This is a genomic window from Streptomyces sp. NPDC005878 (genome assembly GCF_040629815.1).
In the GTDB taxonomy this organism is placed as follows: Bacteria; Actinomycetota; Actinomycetes; order Streptomycetales; family Streptomycetaceae; genus Streptomyces.
In genome coordinates this window covers 15,740-29,400 of sequence record NZ_JBEXWK010000019.1, presented here as the reverse complement: position 1 = coordinate 29,400, position 13,661 = coordinate 15,740, and the positions used below count along the sequence as shown (strand labels likewise).

Genomic DNA, 13,661 nt, shown 5'->3' with positions numbered 1-13,661 from the left:
CGCTCACGCCATCGGGAGCCAGCATGAGTCGTACCACCCCCGCGCGGCCGCTCGACGTCACCGCGCTCTTCCCTCGGCTGGCCCCGCTGGCACGCACGGCGACCCGGCTGCACCCGCACCCCGGGACGCCGTCACCGCACGACAGCTCCGTCGGCGGGCCGCTGCTGTGGCCCGCCGACGAGCCCTGGCCCCACTGCGAGGGCCCGCACGTGTGGGACCGGGTCAACCCCGCGCTCTCGCCCCAGGACATACGGCAGCAGCGCCACATCAGGGCCGCCGTGGCGAACCGCCCCTCCGGCATCGCCGAGATGGAGCGCTACACCCCCGAAGAACGCGCCATCGACCAGCACATCACCGCGGGCCGCCCCTGGCCGGACGCCCCCGTCCCCCTGCTGCCCGTGGCCCAGCTGTACGTACGTGACGTCCCTCTGCTGCGGCCGCCCGGCGGGGTCGACGCCGACCTGCTCCAGGTGCTGTGGTGTCCCTTCGACCACCCGGCACACCCCAGGACCGCGCTGTACTGGCGGTCGGCCGCCAAGATCAACGATGTTCTCGCAGCGCCGCCCGAGCCTTCCGCGGTCCAGTTCCCCGGTTACCTTCCGCGACCGTGCCTGCTCGCGCCCGAGCAGGTCACCGAGTACCCCAACCTCCTCGAACTGGACGAGGAGGACCAGCAGGCGCTGAGCGACTGGCACGTCTGGCAGGCAGCCGGACCGGCGGTGGACAGCTCCTACCGTTCAGCCCCGGAGGAGTTCTACATGGACCAGGTCTCCCACGCGCCCGGCTGGAAGGTCGGTGGCTGGACCCGGTGGGGTCTGACCGACCCGGTTCCCCGGGTCTGCGAGGTGTGCGCCAGCGCGATGGACCCGCTGCTCACCATCGCCTCGGCGGAATGGGACCCGAGTTCGGAGAGCTGGATTCCCGACGAGGACCGGGCCCGGTCGGCGCAGACACCTGCCGACCCCCAGCCGTGGAACCCCACGATGCTCGACCTGGCCCGCGGCTACGACCTCCAGCTCCACGTCTGCCCGGTGTCGCCCGACCATCCCCACCTCGAACTCATCCAGTAGCGGCCTTTCTTGACGTGCCGTGAACCGCCGCGCCCTCGGTGCAGGCGGACACCGGTGCCGTCGGCGCGGCGGGGTAGTGGATCCCCGCCGCCGCCTGCACCCTCACCTACGCTCTCGCCCTGATCACGGGCGGCGCCCGGGCGCAGGGTGCGAGGTAGTCCGCCTGTCCCGCTATCGGGGTCGGTGGTGAACTGGTACCCGCCGGCGCGGGTGCAGATCACGGATGGCCATCTCCCTCTGCGTGGTGGCGTCGCGCCTCATGGCCGGCCCCGCACGGACCTGGCTGCGGGTTCGCAGTGTCCATGGCCCCGGTCCGAACGGCGGCTGCCGCCTCCAGCAGGGACCAACCGTCGATCTCCACCGCCCGTCGCCCCTCCGGCTGCCACCCCGCGCTCGACGCCGCGTCGAGCAGGGCTCGGACGGCGCCGGGTTCGTGCAGATTCAGGGAGGCGCCCCGGACGTACCCCACGTCTCCAGAGCCCAGAGGAGCCCCGCCCGGTACGTACCGGCCAGGGGTTTCGGTGAAGACGATGCGCAGGGGGCCTCCCGTGCCGGCCGGCTGCGGGTACAGCGTCAGTGTCTCGCAGCATGACCGGCCGCTGCCCGCCACGCTGTGGGTGTGACGGAGCGTCCACAGATACGCGCGCCCGTCGGCAATCAGTTGACGGGGCCTCTTCGGATGTCGGGGCACGGAGCCGAGAGTACGCGGCCTGATCCGGCGCCACGCTCACGAGGCCCCGGCTGCGCCGCACCCCCTCCCACCGCCGCCCCCACCTCCCGCGCGGCCGCCGCCAGATAGGCGAGGACCAGTGGACGTCTGTCGTCCTTGCGGGCGGCTACCGCCAGTCGGGACGGGGAGACGGCCCGCACCGGTACAGACGGGCACGCCCGAATCCCGGAGGTATCCCTGCACCGCAGAATGTGGGCATGGGGATGATCTGCTCCTGGCCATGGAAGTCATCCACAACCTTGCCGACCGCCTCCTACGAGCTGCCCCCGATCTCGGCTGCTCCATGGCGGTGTTGATGGGCTGCCCGGTGCTGGACATGTAGGTGTCGTCTTACGGTGGCGGTGTCTCGGTAGGGGTCGGCCCGGGCCGGGAAGTGGGGGGTTTTCCCCAGCGTAGGCGGGACTGTGGCCGCGTAGAGTCGCGGTGACTGATCACCGATGCAACTCGCTCCAGACGGGGGAACTTCATGCGACGTCGCCAGACGCGTCTCCTTGCAGCAGCGGCTTTGGCCGCTGTCACGGCCGGAGGCCTCTCCGGGTGTTCGGCCCTCAAGGATGAGAAGACCTTCGAGGACGATGCCGCGGTGCACCAGAAGATTTCCGCGATTCGCCTCGACACCGGGAACGGTGGGGTCAAGGTGGACGCCTCGGCGAGGGGCACAACGACCTCTGTGCACCGCAAGGTCAACTACCATGGTGACCGGCCAAGTGGTACCTCCTTCCGTGTCGAGAACGGCGTCCTGACGCTCTCTGGCTGCGGTAAGCGCTGCGGCGTCGACTACGTCGTCAAGGTGCCCGCCGGTCTTCCCGTGACGGGGGGCACCTCGAACGGCGGTGTCACACTCACCGATGTCGGCATGGTCGATGTGCACACGAGCAACGGCGAGATCGTGGTGAACAAGACGACGGGCCCGGTGAAGTTGCGTACGTCCAACGGTGACGTGAGTGTCAAGGACGCCAAGGGCGGTGGCATCGACACACAGACCTCGAACGGCGCGGTGACGATCCAGACAGCCACCCCGCAGAACATCAGGGCCCGCACGACCAGCGGCAGTCTCACGGTCACGGTCCCGCCCGCCGGCTACCAGATCGCGGCGAACGACTCCCATGGCGAGAAAAGGGTGGCTTTCAGGAACGACCCGTCGGGCAAGTACCGCTTGGATCTGTCGACGACGAACGGTGACTTGACTGTGGAGTCCGCAGGTCAGTGACCGACCTTCCGCGGAGACCCCACTGATCACAGCCCCGCTCAGGTGCGGGGTTGCTACGCCCCGGCCATGGGAAAGCTGAGGGTCACCTGACGTAGATCGGTACGCCCCTTGTCAGACGCTGCTGGCAACATCCCTGCCATGAACGCCATCTTCACCACCCCGCAGCGGCTGTTCGACGTCACCACGCTCTTTCCTCAACTGGCCCCGCTGGCGCGCACGGCGACCCGGCTGCACCCGCGGCCGGGTTCGCCGACCGTGTACGACAGTTCCGTCGGCGGGCCGCTCCTGTGGCCCGCCGACGAGCCGTGGCCCCGCTGCGTAGAGCCACACGACACTGAAGCGGCGGACGAGATGCACTCTCCGGACGAGATCCGGATCCTGCGTCGCATCCGTGCAACAGCGGCCGAGCGGCGCCTCCTCGACCCCCAGGCACCCGCGATCACGCCCGAGGAACGGGAGATCGAGCAGCGGCTCCGCGAGGGCCACCCATGGTTCGACGGCCCGATTCCCATGATCCCCGTAGCCCAGCTCTACGCCCGCGACGTCCCTCTTCCGGTCAGCCCTCCCGGAGCCGACCTTCTCCAGGTCCTGTGGTGCCCTTGCGACCACGAGGAGTTTGCACACCCCCGAACCGCCCTCTTCTGGCGTCGTTCCTCCTCCGTCGCCGACGTCCTCGAGGCCCCGCCCGAGCCGCCCGTGATCCAGTTCGACTGGTACCTGCCGCAACCGTGCTCGCTCGCACCGGAACAGATCACCGAATACCCCAGCCCCCTGGAGCTGAGCAGGGAATTGCAGCAGCAGTTGGGCGACGTGAACTTCTGGGAGACAGCCGGAATCGCGTGGGACAGCACCGGCGCGTTGGACCCGCAGGAGTTCTACTTCCGCAACCTGTGCCACGCCCCGGGGTGGAAGACCGGCGGCTGGACCCGCTGGGGCCTCACCGACCCCATGCCCCGCCCGTGCCCCGAATGCGGCACCGCCACGACCCCGCTCCTCACCATCGCGTCCTCGGAATGGGACTCCGGCAGCAAGAGCTGGATGCCCGATGAGGAACGGACGAACCCGACTCCGATCCTCTTTGGCACCCGACCCTCGAACTTCACTCTCCTCGACATCGCCGGCGCCTACAGCCTGCAACTCCACGTCTGCCCCGCGTCCCCGGAGCATCCCCACATCGAACTGGTCCAGTGAGCCCTCGCGGAGGTCCTCCGCGTTGACGCGTACGCCCCGATCGGCACGGCGATCGACTCGCCCGTCAGTTTCGTGTCGGCGTCTCACGGTCGATGTCGGTGGATGTCGGATCCGGCATCGCGGTGAGGCATCGCATGTACAGACGTACTTCAGTTGGCGCGTACGCGGTCCTCTGTGACCACAGTGGCCGATTCGCTCCCAGGGTATGGGTATGGGCTGAGCATGGTGTCGAAGTAGCCTTCTGGGTCTTCCTCCAGGAAGGTGGACAGATCCTCAAGGAAGGCGCGCAGTGGGGGTGTCGCGTTGTGCCGGTCCAGGTCTTCCTGGGAGCGCCAGACCTCGTACAGGAAGAAGCGGCCGTCCTCGTGCTCGTGGAGGTGGTACTGCATGTTGCCGGGCTCTCGCCGGGTGGGTTCCACGAAAGAGGAGAGGATGCGCCGGACCTCGTCCGCGCGCTCCGGCCTGGGGCGCAGGAAACCGTAGAGGGCTATGGGGCGTTCTGTGTTCGTCATGGCCCTCACGCTAAGATCTCACATCAATGTGAGGTTCAAGAGGCTGTGAGGAGCACCACATGAAGATCGGTGAGCTCGCGGCCTCAACGGGGACCTCCGTCCGGCTGTTGCGCTATTACGAGGAGCAGGGCCTCCTGGAGTCCCACCGCCTCGACAGCGGACACCGCCGCTACGACGAGAACGCCCCGGCCGTGGTCCAGCGCATTCGCGCCCTGCTGGATGCCGGCCTGCCGACCCGCGTCATACGCGACCTGCAACCGTGCATTCGCCAAGACGGCACGGTCGCCGAATGCAAGCTGGATACCCTCCAAGAACATCTCGACGGTCTGGACGCCCGAATCTCCGCGCTATCGGAAACCCGCGCATCCCTGGCGCGGCTCGTCTCCGACACCCGGTCCCGCGAACAAATCGGCACGTAGGGCGGCCCACCGTCGACTTCCGAGAAGGCCAACACGTGTGAGGGCGAACCCACGTGGCGCTCTCAACCTCGCACCCAACAGTCCCGCACCCCAGGGCTTCGTGTTGTGCCGCATCGAAAGGGTTAGGACGCGCACGTCTGGGTCGGCCCACCACGGCTCGGCCGGCCCCGACGTGGTGCGGCCCGCCACGCTGGCGTCACTCGTCCTCCCGATGTAGCCCCGGAACGGTGACCGTGAGGAGTCAGCGGACTTCGATGGTGATGTACGAGATGTTCTGCCGGTACGGCGCCGCGCACGAGGCCTTCGAGTTCTGGTACCACTGCACCCACGCGCCGTAGAACGTGTACCGGTCCCCGTTGACACCATCCAGGCACGTGATCACTATCCGCTGCTGACCAGGCCCGTAGTGGCAGGTGGAACTGGCAGTGGCATGGTCCAACGTCGTGGATTGGCAACCGTGCGGGGCGGCGCTCGCCGGAGTCGCCAGCGCGACAGGCACCGCGACAGCCGCGCTCGCCAGAAGCAGCGGCGCGGCGAGGAGCGAGGTCGTTTTCCTGCGGCGGCTCATGGCAGTCCCCCTTCGACGGTTTCCTCAGGGTGAGGGATACCGCTCCGGATGAGAAGAGAGCGGGCGGATGAGGCGAGATGACGTCCTCATGGCGCAAAAGTGCCTGCTTCCGGGTTCCCCTGTCCGCCCCGCCTTGCGTGATACGTGTCCCGGCGCACGCGGCTATCGCCAGCGCGAGAGCCTGTCGCCATCACCGCCCCGCTGCCCGACAAGCCCCGGCCGTTCGGGTTCCGCAACGTCACCCCCTCCCGGATCTCCGGTAAGGAGGGGGCGCGAGGGGGTGCAAGCCCCCTGACCAGCAAACAGTCGCGGCCGGCCGTCACCCTTGCTGAGGGCGGAGAGATGAATCGCCTACCCCGTTGGGGGCTGTTGCCGGCCGGTCGCCCCAGGAGCCCTGGGCGATGATGTCGTACCAGTCCGGGAGCGTGCCGTCCGGGAGATGACGGCGCACCAGCTGACCGGGGAAACTGAGCGGACCGGCCTTGGACGGGTTGGACAGGGCTTGTGCCACGATCAGGTCGGTCATGGCGTACGCCAGGTCGGCGCGGGGGAGAGCGGCATGGACGCGCTCCGCGAACCCCGCCGGGAGGCGCTCCTTGTCGCGCCCGAAGACGTCCATAGCGATCCCCGCCTGGGGGAGGGCGATCTCCGGGGCCTTGCGGGAGGCGATGCCGTCGGAGGTGTGCAGGGCGATCGCGTCCCACACCAGCGCGACGCGCTCCTTGCCGGTCCCGCGGTCCGACAGGAACCGCGCGGCCAGGTCGGCACCATCCACCTCGAACCGCTGGTCACCGTTGCCCTCTTCGCCCAGCCCCAGGTCGTGCAGCACGCAGCCGAGAAACACCAGCTCGTCGTCGTAGTCGGCGCCCGGCTGCCAACCGCGCTCATCGGCCAGCGCCCGGGCGAACAGATAACTGCGCACGCTGTGCCGGAAAATGAAATCCGGCACACGCTCTGCGGTGAAGCGCAACGCGTCTGCCGCAAGCACGCTGCCGGGCAGATCGAGGTCAGCGAGGTCAGCGAGGTCAGCGAAGGGGGCGGGCGGGGACGTACTCACAGCGGGGGCTCCTCACACGGTCCGGGGATGCCTCGATCCTGCTGACCGTTCCCACCCCAGACCAGTGGCAACAATGCCGGCATGCGTTAAATTCTGGCCATGATGGCTGTAGCAGTCCTCGCGCTCGACGGCGTGGTTCCCTTCGAGTTGTCCGTGCCGGGGCAGATCTTCGGTACCGCCAACCAGGCCGCGGGCACCTCTCATTACGACGTCCGCGTCTGCGCCCCCGACCGGACGGTCACGACCAGCGCGGATCACGGCGCGTTCCAGATACATGCCCCCGGGGACCTGGCCACCCTTGCGCGAGCCGATACTGTCGTCATCCCCGCCCACTCCGGGTTCCTGGAGCCACCCCCCGACTCCGTGGTGGAGGCACTGCGGGCCGCCGCCGCACGCGGGGCCCGTCTCACCTCGATCTGTGTCGGCGCCTTCTCTCTCGCCGCCACCGGCCTTCTCGACGGGCACCGGGCCACCACGCACTGGCAGTACGCGGATGAGCTCGCCCGGCGCTACCCAGAGGTCCACGTCGACCCTGCCGTCCTGTTCGTCGACCATGGCAACCTGGTCACCTCAGCCGGTGTCGCCGCAGCCCTCGACCTGTGTTTGCACCTGGTCCGCACCGACCTGGGCGCTCACCTGGCCGCCGCCACCGCCCGCCGCACCGTCATGCCCCTGCAACGTGACGGCGGACAAGCCCAGTTCATCGAGCACCCTCAGCCCACCGAACGCACCGCCACCCTGCAGCCCACCCTGTACTGGATACAGGCCAACCTCCACCAGAGCCTCACTCTGGACGTCATCGCCCAGCACGCCGCCATGAGCATCCGCAGCCTCAACCGTCACTTCCGCGCGCAGACCGGGACGACACCCCTGCAATGGCTGCTGCGGGCCCGTATCCGCCATGCCCAGCAACTCCTGGAAACCACCGACCTGACCGTCGATTGCATCGCCGACGAAAGCGGCTTCGGCTCCGCCGCGACGTTGCGCCACCACTTCACCCGCCAGACCGGAACGTCCCCGCAGGCCTATCGCACGGCGTTCCGTACCCATTGATACGGCCTTGTTGCCCCGAGGCGCGGCGGGGTGCGGCGAGGCGCGCTGCCCGTGTGCCCCGCCGCGCCGCTGCCTCTCTCCCCGGCCGCTCGCCCCCCAGCAGCGGGTGGCGGGACCACAGGGCCCCCGTGGGCCCTCTCGGTCTGGCGCGGTGCGGACGGCTCGGACGTGCCGCGGCAAAATGCCGGCGCCTGGGGCTCAGCGGCCGCGCCTCGGTCGACGGTTGCCTGGCCGAAGCCGAGCAGTCTTGCCGACTGTCGCGGGGCGGGTTCAGGCTGTCGGTGCGAACGTGGTGAGGGCGTCGGCGAGGGCGGCTGGGGCTTCCAGCGGGATCAGGTGACCTGTGTGGGGGAGCACTGCGAAGTCGATTGGTCGGAATCCTTTAGGCGACTTTCTGGGAGGCCGCTGCGTCGGGGTGCAGGTCGTCGAGGGTGAGTTGGTTTGTCGGAGGATCGGGAAGGGCGAGCTGGCGGCTGAGGCGGAGGTCGGGGCCGACGTGGAGCAGCTCGCCGGGTTCCATCGCCTGCCAGTGGGGGTTGTCGTCCATGCGCTCGCTGGCGACGACGACGGCGGGGTGCTCGGCAAGGGGCGAGGAGTGGATGCGCATCCGGCCGTGGCTGCCGCTGTGGTCGAGGTGCCGGCTGCCGTGCTGGCCGCCCGGACGGCGCTCGAGGACGTACAGCTCGTGGGTGTCGGGGTAGCGCAGTGCCCACAGTTCCTCGGGGGTGGTGAGGATCAGGTTGATGGCGTAGACGGGCAGGTTCTCGGCGATCCATCGGACGGCCTGCCGGATGCCCGCGGTGACGTCACCGTCGTGCCGCCGGGTCTCTCGGGTGATCAGGGCGAAGAACCGCTCGGAGTCCGTCTCACCCTTGACCAGCGAGCGGTCCTCGCCCAAGTGGTCGTCGAGCTTGTCCAGGCCTTCGATGACCCCGTTGTGCGCGAAGAGCCGCCCGTCCTGCTCGAAAGGATGAGTGTTGCGCATGTCGAGGCTGCCGGTGGAGGCGAAACGCACGTGGGCGACGAAGGTCGCCGACTCCACCTCCCGGGCTTCCTCGGCGAAGACGCGGTCGCGGTAGGCCGCGATGGGAGCCTTGTGGATGAGCGGGGTGCCGTCGGCGGTGAAGTGGCCGAGGCCGGTGCCGTCGGGGTCGCGGTGGCTCTGCCGACTCAGACTGTCGGGGGCGTCGAGAAGCCAGAAGGTGGCGTGCGTGCGTTGCGGAGCACTGCTGAGGCCGAAAAGACGGCACACGGTATTCCTCCAGAGGGATCGGCCGGCCCTTCGTGGCCCGTGCTAGGCCAACGGTTCGTGGCCGGGGTAAGTGGCGGCCGGACCGCTGGGGATTGGTGGTCCGCGCTCCAGGGCGAAGCCGCCGCCTTCTCGTCACGGTGAAATTCACGTTGCCTGCCCAGCCGGGGCCGGCGGATGCGGCGCAGGTCTTCGAGGACCAGACGGGCCAGGTGGTGGTCGAAACGGGGACCGGAAGCTCCCGCCAGCACAGCACAGGGGCCATGTCTTCGCACGTACCACGCGCAGCCTCCGCACGGGCGCGGGCGGGTCAGCAGGCGATTCCGGCTGTGTTCCACTCAGCCAGGATGTCACTGAATGCTGCCTGGGTCTGCGGGACGGCTGCCGGTTCGAGTACGAGGCGGGTCAGCAGGGCGCGGGCAGGGGGCAGGTCAAGGCTAAGGACGGCGAGGACGTATTCCAGGGCGTTGAGGAGTGTGGACAGCTTTGAGGGGCTGCAGGGGGTCGGGGGCTTCGATGACCGGCACTGGGCGCCGGGCCACTCAACTCCGTTCGTACGTGCGCACGTCAACACCACGCCGGGCCCTCCCCGCCCGCCTCGTTCCCGGCGGCGCTGCACTTCGCTTCGGACGGAGTGTCACTCGTTGGAGTGAGGCAAGCAGCAGGCGCTCCTGTTGCAGAGGGCGTCCTGGCAGCGTGGCACTGAAGCAAGGGGCGCGCGGACGAGGTGCGTGCAGGTGCGTGGGGACTCCCCGCAGCTGAGCCGTCGTCCACGCCGGGGCGTTGGGGGAGGGGCGCGTTGTCAGAGCGCGGCACGCTGGACAACTCCGCGTCCGAAGGCCCCGGCCCGGGCCCCGGCTACTACGCCGACCCGAGCATCCCCGGGTACGTCCGGTACTGGGACGGCCGTGCATGGGTGCCGGGGAGTAGCCGCCCCATGCCGGAGGGTGGCAGGGGGGCGCCTTTGCCGAAGCCCGCCTTCCTGACGTCCATGGTCGGTGCCGATCCGCGGGTGAGGGCATGGACGCTCCCCTATCAGAGCCCTTTCGCCGCCGTGGGCGACGGTCCCAGGTCAGCACCCCTTGTACGGCGGGTCGCCGCGCGGGGGGTGGACGCGCTGTTCAAGTTCCTTCTCGTCACCGGCGCATCCGCCCCCATCTGGCTCGACGGCATGACTGGGGTCCAGTGGGGAGCGATCCTCGCCATCGCTCTGATCACCGGGGTCCTCTACGAAGCGCTGCCCACGGCCAGGTGGGGGCGGACGCCCGGCAAGTGGCTGTTCGCGCTCGCCGTGGTCGATATCGAGACGCTGACGCCCCCTGGCATCAGACGGGCGACGCAGCGTTACCTGATGCGCTTTGCGGCAAACGTGATGATCATCGGATTCCTTGTGGCGCTTCGGCCCCTGGTCGACTACCCGAGACGCCAGGGCTGGCACGACAAATTTGCCCGTACCTGGGTGGTTCGGCAGAGTACGACGGTCCCTGATGGGAAGGCGTTGCGCACCCGGCTTCGGTACACGCTCAGCCGCCGCGCACGGTGGCTGTTCGAGCCGCGGGTGCTGATGGCACTCGTCCGCCTGTCGGGGCGGCCCCTTCCGGCGGCGGCTGCCCCAGGGGCCTCGGTCGAGCCTGAGCGGTCCCGAGAGGGGAGGAGGCCGCTGGACTTGCTGGGGCTGAGCGACCGGCCGGAAACCACTGCGGCGGTGGGCTCGGTCGAGGCTGTCCTGGAGCGCGTCTTCCAGGCTCTGGGCCCCCCTCCGGAAGGCCTCAGGCACGACAAGAAACCCGTGGTCCACGGCGGTGGAGGGAACACACAGTGAGCCAGGCACCTTCCCCGTCCACCGACCGTTCGACCGGCCTGGAAATCGTCCTGCAGTGGGCCCAATTGCCGCCCGAGCACCTGGAGATCGCCCTGAAGGCGATCGAGCCGGAGCTGGCCCGGGAACACGAATGGCGCATGGAACAGGTGAGACTGAAGGCGCAGGACGACAAGGACCGTCGCCTGCACGCCCTCTATCTCGGCGGTCTGGTCGCGGGATTCCTCCTCGCCGCCGGCATGCTGACCGGCGCAGTCTTCGTCGGCGTGCGCGGCGCTCCTTGGCTGGCCGCCCTGCTCTCCGGCCCGAGTCTGATCTCGCTGGCGGGCCTCTTCCTGCTGCGCCGTGTCGACTCCGCGCACACACGTGAATCGGGCCGCGCACACCGAGTGGCTCTGTCGGGCATGACCGCCCAGCAGCCCGCACCCGCTGACCCTGCGGCCAACACCGGGGTGGTTTGAAGGAGGAGTCTCCGGGAGCAGCACAACGATTTCTGTCGGTGCTGATGTGCCGCATCCGCGTACCTGATCGCCAACGCCGTCTCACTCCCTCCCGAACGACCCATCGGAACGGGCGCTTGGACCGGGAGCATCGGGCGTGGTGAACGGGTCGGCGGATGCAGCGATGGCGCACAAGCCTCGGGTAGATGTGTCCGGGGCGTCAAACCGGTGGCGAGCGGACGTGCTGGGAGTGCTGGGCATCCTGGGGGTCGCCACCACGGTCGGCAAATCCGTCGCTTGGCCGTACTGCGCGCAGGCGCGCGGTCACGGGATGGTCCTCGGACTGGTGAGCCTTGCCCGCCCCCGCGCTCCGTCACCGTATGAGCGCTGACGTTGTCGGGTGACGCGGGCGGGCTCGGCCTTCCGCCGAGTCCGCCCAGCCGGCCCCTACCAGAGCGGGACTCGTGTCACGCGGCAACGTCAGCGCTGCAGTGTCAGTAGACCCGGTCGGTAGGGCAGGAGGCCGTAGTCGACGCCGTCGGAGTTGGGGCTGCGTCCCTGGTAGAGGAACTGCAAGTGGCAGGGATCGACGGTCATGGTCTGATCGGGGCTGGTGCGGATCAGTTCGCCATGGCTGATGTCGTTGGTCCAGGTGGCGCCACTGTTGGCCTTGCCGGCGAAGGGATTGCTCTCGGTCGCGGCCTGGGGTGTCCATGAGCCGTTCAGACTGGTCGCCGTGAACGAGCGGAAATAGCGGCCCTGCGAGCCGATGGCTTCGACGATCATGAGGTAGCGGTTCTGGCCCTGCAGCTTGTAGACCTGCGGGGCTTCGAACAGGTTGTTCCGCGTATCGCTCATGATCTCGGTCGAGGTCGCGCCGAAGCTGCCCGGGAAGTTCCCGATCGGCATACTGGCCCGGTAGATCTTGCCGTTGTCACCGGCGAAGAACAGGTACATGTTGGTCCCGTCACCGATGAGCGTCTGGTCGATGGGTCCTGTTCCGGAGTCGGAGATGCCTCCGGAGAAGAGCACCTGCTCCGATGACCAGCCGTTCGGGTTGGTGGGGTCGCTCGAGGTCCGGTAGGAGAAGGCGCTCCTGCCCCACTGGTAGGTGAGCACCCAGATGTTCTTCGGCGCGAAGTAGAAGAGCGTGGGCGCGACGGTGGAGGCTGACATCGTGTTCTGGCCGGCCGAGGCCATGTCCGACCAGTTGGTGAACGGGCTGAAGTTCATTGACCCCCATCTCGTCCCCGTGTCGTGCGTCGTCGCATAGACGAGTTGCCTGCCGTTGTAGGGGACGACGGTGAAGTCCTTGAGTGAGACCCATCCCGGCTTCGGCTGCGCCAGGGCGCCCGTTGACGTCCACCGGTACGTCGACGGAAGAGCGCACGAGCCGGGGTTGTCGGCGCCGACCTTGACGAGCTGCCACTGCTGGTTGGTGCCGCCCCAGTCGTCGTACTGGACGATGTTCGCGTTGTCGGCGGCGGAGGCGCCCTGTACCTCGAGGGCCTTGTTGCTGTGGCGTGAGATGAGCCTTACGTACCCATCTGAGCTGTCGGCCAGCCGCCACTGCTGGTTGGTGGCGTTCTGGTCGGCCCATTGGACGATCGGGCCGCCGTTCGCGGTGGACCAGTTGTAGACGTCCAGCACTTTGCCGGAGTGGCGGGACTTGATGCGGTAGTAGCCGCCTCCGGAGTCGACGAACTGCCACTGCTGCTGGTTCTGATCGTTCCTGGTCCACTGGGTGATGCGGGCGCCATCGTTGGTTGCCAGGTTGTAGACGTCCAGGGCCTTGCCGCTGTTGCGGTTGACCAGCACATACGAGGCATTGGGGTCGGGGCCGACGGTCGCCGCTGCGGCCGGCTGGGCGCCGAGGAAGGTGGCCACGAGCAGCAAGGGCGCGAGGAGGGCGAGTAAGCGTCTTGGGCGGACCGAGGACGGGTGGCGAAACCACATCAGAGGGCCTCCTTTGGGGGCGGGGGCGAGGTGTGACCCGATGAACCACGGAGCGGACGTGCCGAGGGGACAGGGACAGGGGCACTCGCGAATGTTTCGAATAATTCTCCGGATGCTTCGACGTCACAAGCTAGGAACGCGGGGCCCTCTGGTCAAGGCCTGTTGCCGACCTGTCCGCAAAACAGCGCATCCCCTCTGGGCCTGACAAGCTGTCGCGCCGCCCGCACCACCCCGGGGAATTCGCTGATACAGCTCGTCAGTCCAACGCGGCATCCGCCGACGACGACGCTGAGGATTCGTCTCCCGGCTCGCCGCGCGTTCGAAATATTTCGGGAAAGCAGCCGAAACATCTTCTGTGAGGAGTATTGACGTTCCCTCGTCAATACC

Annotated in this window: 12 protein-coding genes and 2 pseudogenes; 7 read left to right on the top strand and 7 right to left on the bottom strand. The window is 68.5% G+C overall.

Annotated elements, in window-relative coordinates; all coding sequences use genetic code 11:
- Window positions 1-23 precede the first annotated feature (23 nt).
- Window positions 24-1,070, top strand: a complete 1,047-nt coding sequence (locus tag ABZ404_RS25240; protein WP_358832130.1) for a hypothetical protein — start codon at window positions 24-26, stop codon at window positions 1,068-1,070.
- A gap of 307 nt (window positions 1,071-1,377) precedes the next feature.
- Here the strand turns inward: ABZ404_RS25240 and ABZ404_RS25235 are convergent.
- Window positions 1,378-1,761 (bottom strand): annotated as a pseudogene (locus tag ABZ404_RS25235) (hypothetical protein); the annotation flags it as partial.
- A gap of 505 nt (window positions 1,762-2,266) precedes the next feature.
- Between ABZ404_RS25235 and ABZ404_RS25230 the strand changes: the two are divergent.
- Window positions 2,267-3,010, top strand: coding sequence for a DUF4097 family beta strand repeat-containing protein (locus ABZ404_RS25230; protein WP_358832131.1), 744 nt, complete (start codon window positions 2,267-2,269; stop codon window positions 3,008-3,010).
- A gap of 138 nt (window positions 3,011-3,148) precedes the next feature.
- Window positions 3,149-4,201 (top strand): hypothetical protein, encoded by a 1,053-nt coding sequence (locus ABZ404_RS25225; RefSeq protein WP_358832132.1) that lies wholly within the window; start codon window positions 3,149-3,151, stop codon window positions 4,199-4,201.
- A 149-nt stretch (window positions 4,202-4,350) separates the two neighbouring features.
- Here ABZ404_RS25225 and ABZ404_RS25220 read toward each other — a convergent pair whose 3' ends face one another.
- Complete coding sequence (locus tag ABZ404_RS25220; RefSeq protein WP_358832133.1) at window positions 4,351-4,713, bottom strand: putative quinol monooxygenase; 363 nt, start codon at window positions 4,711-4,713, stop codon at window positions 4,351-4,353.
- 59 nt (window positions 4,714-4,772) lie between these two features.
- Here ABZ404_RS25220 and ABZ404_RS25215 point away from each other — a divergent pair, with 59 nt between their 5' ends.
- Window positions 4,773-5,132: a MerR family transcriptional regulator gene (locus tag ABZ404_RS25215; protein WP_358832134.1), complete on the top strand. Its 360-nt coding sequence runs from the start codon at window positions 4,773-4,775 to the stop codon at window positions 5,130-5,132.
- 241 nt (window positions 5,133-5,373) lie between these two features.
- Here the strand turns inward: ABZ404_RS25215 and ABZ404_RS25210 are convergent, their stop codons facing one another.
- Window positions 5,374-5,700, bottom strand: coding sequence for a hypothetical protein (locus ABZ404_RS25210; RefSeq protein WP_358832135.1), 327 nt, complete (start codon window positions 5,698-5,700; stop codon window positions 5,374-5,376).
- 319 nt (window positions 5,701-6,019) lie between these two features.
- Window positions 6,020-6,757 (bottom strand): HD domain-containing protein, encoded by a 738-nt coding sequence (locus tag ABZ404_RS25205; protein WP_358832136.1) that lies wholly within the window; start codon window positions 6,755-6,757, stop codon window positions 6,020-6,022.
- 99 nt (window positions 6,758-6,856) lie between these two features.
- Here ABZ404_RS25205 and ABZ404_RS25200 point away from each other — a divergent pair, with 99 nt between their 5' ends.
- Window positions 6,857-7,810: a helix-turn-helix domain-containing protein gene (locus ABZ404_RS25200; protein ID WP_358832137.1), complete on the top strand. Its 954-nt coding sequence runs from the start codon at window positions 6,857-6,859 to the stop codon at window positions 7,808-7,810.
- Window positions 7,811-8,080: 270 nt separating this feature from the next.
- On the opposite strand, the pseudogene ABZ404_RS25195 reads toward ABZ404_RS25200, so the two are convergent.
- Together ABZ404_RS25195 and ABZ404_RS25190 are read right to left on the bottom strand one after the other, a co-directional pair.
- Window positions 8,081-8,176: pseudogene (locus tag ABZ404_RS25195) on the bottom strand (alpha/beta hydrolase); the annotation flags it as partial.
- A 16-nt stretch (window positions 8,177-8,192) separates the two neighbouring features.
- Window positions 8,193-9,062: a class II glutamine amidotransferase gene (locus tag ABZ404_RS25190; RefSeq protein WP_358832138.1), complete on the bottom strand. Its 870-nt coding sequence runs from the start codon at window positions 9,060-9,062 to the stop codon at window positions 8,193-8,195.
- Window positions 9,063-9,786: 724 nt separating this feature from the next.
- On the opposite strand from ABZ404_RS25190, the gene ABZ404_RS25185 reads away from it, so the two are divergent.
- Window positions 9,787-10,881, top strand: coding sequence for an RDD family protein (locus ABZ404_RS25185; RefSeq protein ID WP_358990906.1), 1,095 nt, complete (start codon window positions 9,787-9,789; stop codon window positions 10,879-10,881).
- On the top strand, window positions 10,878-11,339 hold the full coding sequence (locus ABZ404_RS25180; RefSeq protein WP_358832140.1) for a hypothetical protein: 462 nt from the start codon (window positions 10,878-10,880) through the stop codon (window positions 11,337-11,339). Before ABZ404_RS25185 ends, ABZ404_RS25180 begins: the two co-directional genes overlap by 4 nt.
- A 459-nt stretch (window positions 11,340-11,798) precedes the next feature.
- On the opposite strand, the gene ABZ404_RS25175 is transcribed toward ABZ404_RS25180, so the two are convergent.
- Window positions 11,799-13,274 (bottom strand): non-reducing end alpha-L-arabinofuranosidase family hydrolase, encoded by a 1,476-nt coding sequence (locus tag ABZ404_RS25175; protein ID WP_358832141.1) that lies wholly within the window; start codon window positions 13,272-13,274, stop codon window positions 11,799-11,801.
- Window positions 13,275-13,661 lie beyond the last annotated feature (387 nt).

Coding starts and splice junctions, on each gene's coding strand:
- ABZ404_RS25215 (WP_358832134.1), top strand. CDS start 4,773: ATGAAGATCGGTGAGCTCGCGGCCTCAACGGGGACCTCCGTCCGGCTG.
- ABZ404_RS25230 (WP_358832131.1), top strand. CDS start 2,267: ATGCGACGTCGCCAGACGCGTCTCCTTGCAGCAGCGGCTTTGGCCGCT.
- ABZ404_RS25220 (WP_358832133.1), bottom strand. CDS start 4,713: ATGACGAACACAGAACGCCCCATAGCCCTCTACGGTTTCCTGCGCCCC.
- ABZ404_RS25240 (WP_358832130.1), top strand. CDS start 24: ATGAGTCGTACCACCCCCGCGCGGCCGCTCGACGTCACCGCGCTCTTC.
- ABZ404_RS25200 (WP_358832137.1), top strand. CDS start 6,857: ATGATGGCTGTAGCAGTCCTCGCGCTCGACGGCGTGGTTCCCTTCGAG.
- ABZ404_RS25225 (WP_358832132.1), top strand. CDS start 3,149: ATGAACGCCATCTTCACCACCCCGCAGCGGCTGTTCGACGTCACCACG.
- ABZ404_RS25175 (WP_358832141.1), bottom strand. CDS start 13,274: ATGTGGTTTCGCCACCCGTCCTCGGTCCGCCCAAGACGCTTACTCGCC.
- ABZ404_RS25210 (WP_358832135.1), bottom strand. CDS start 5,700: ATGAGCCGCCGCAGGAAAACGACCTCGCTCCTCGCCGCGCCGCTGCTT.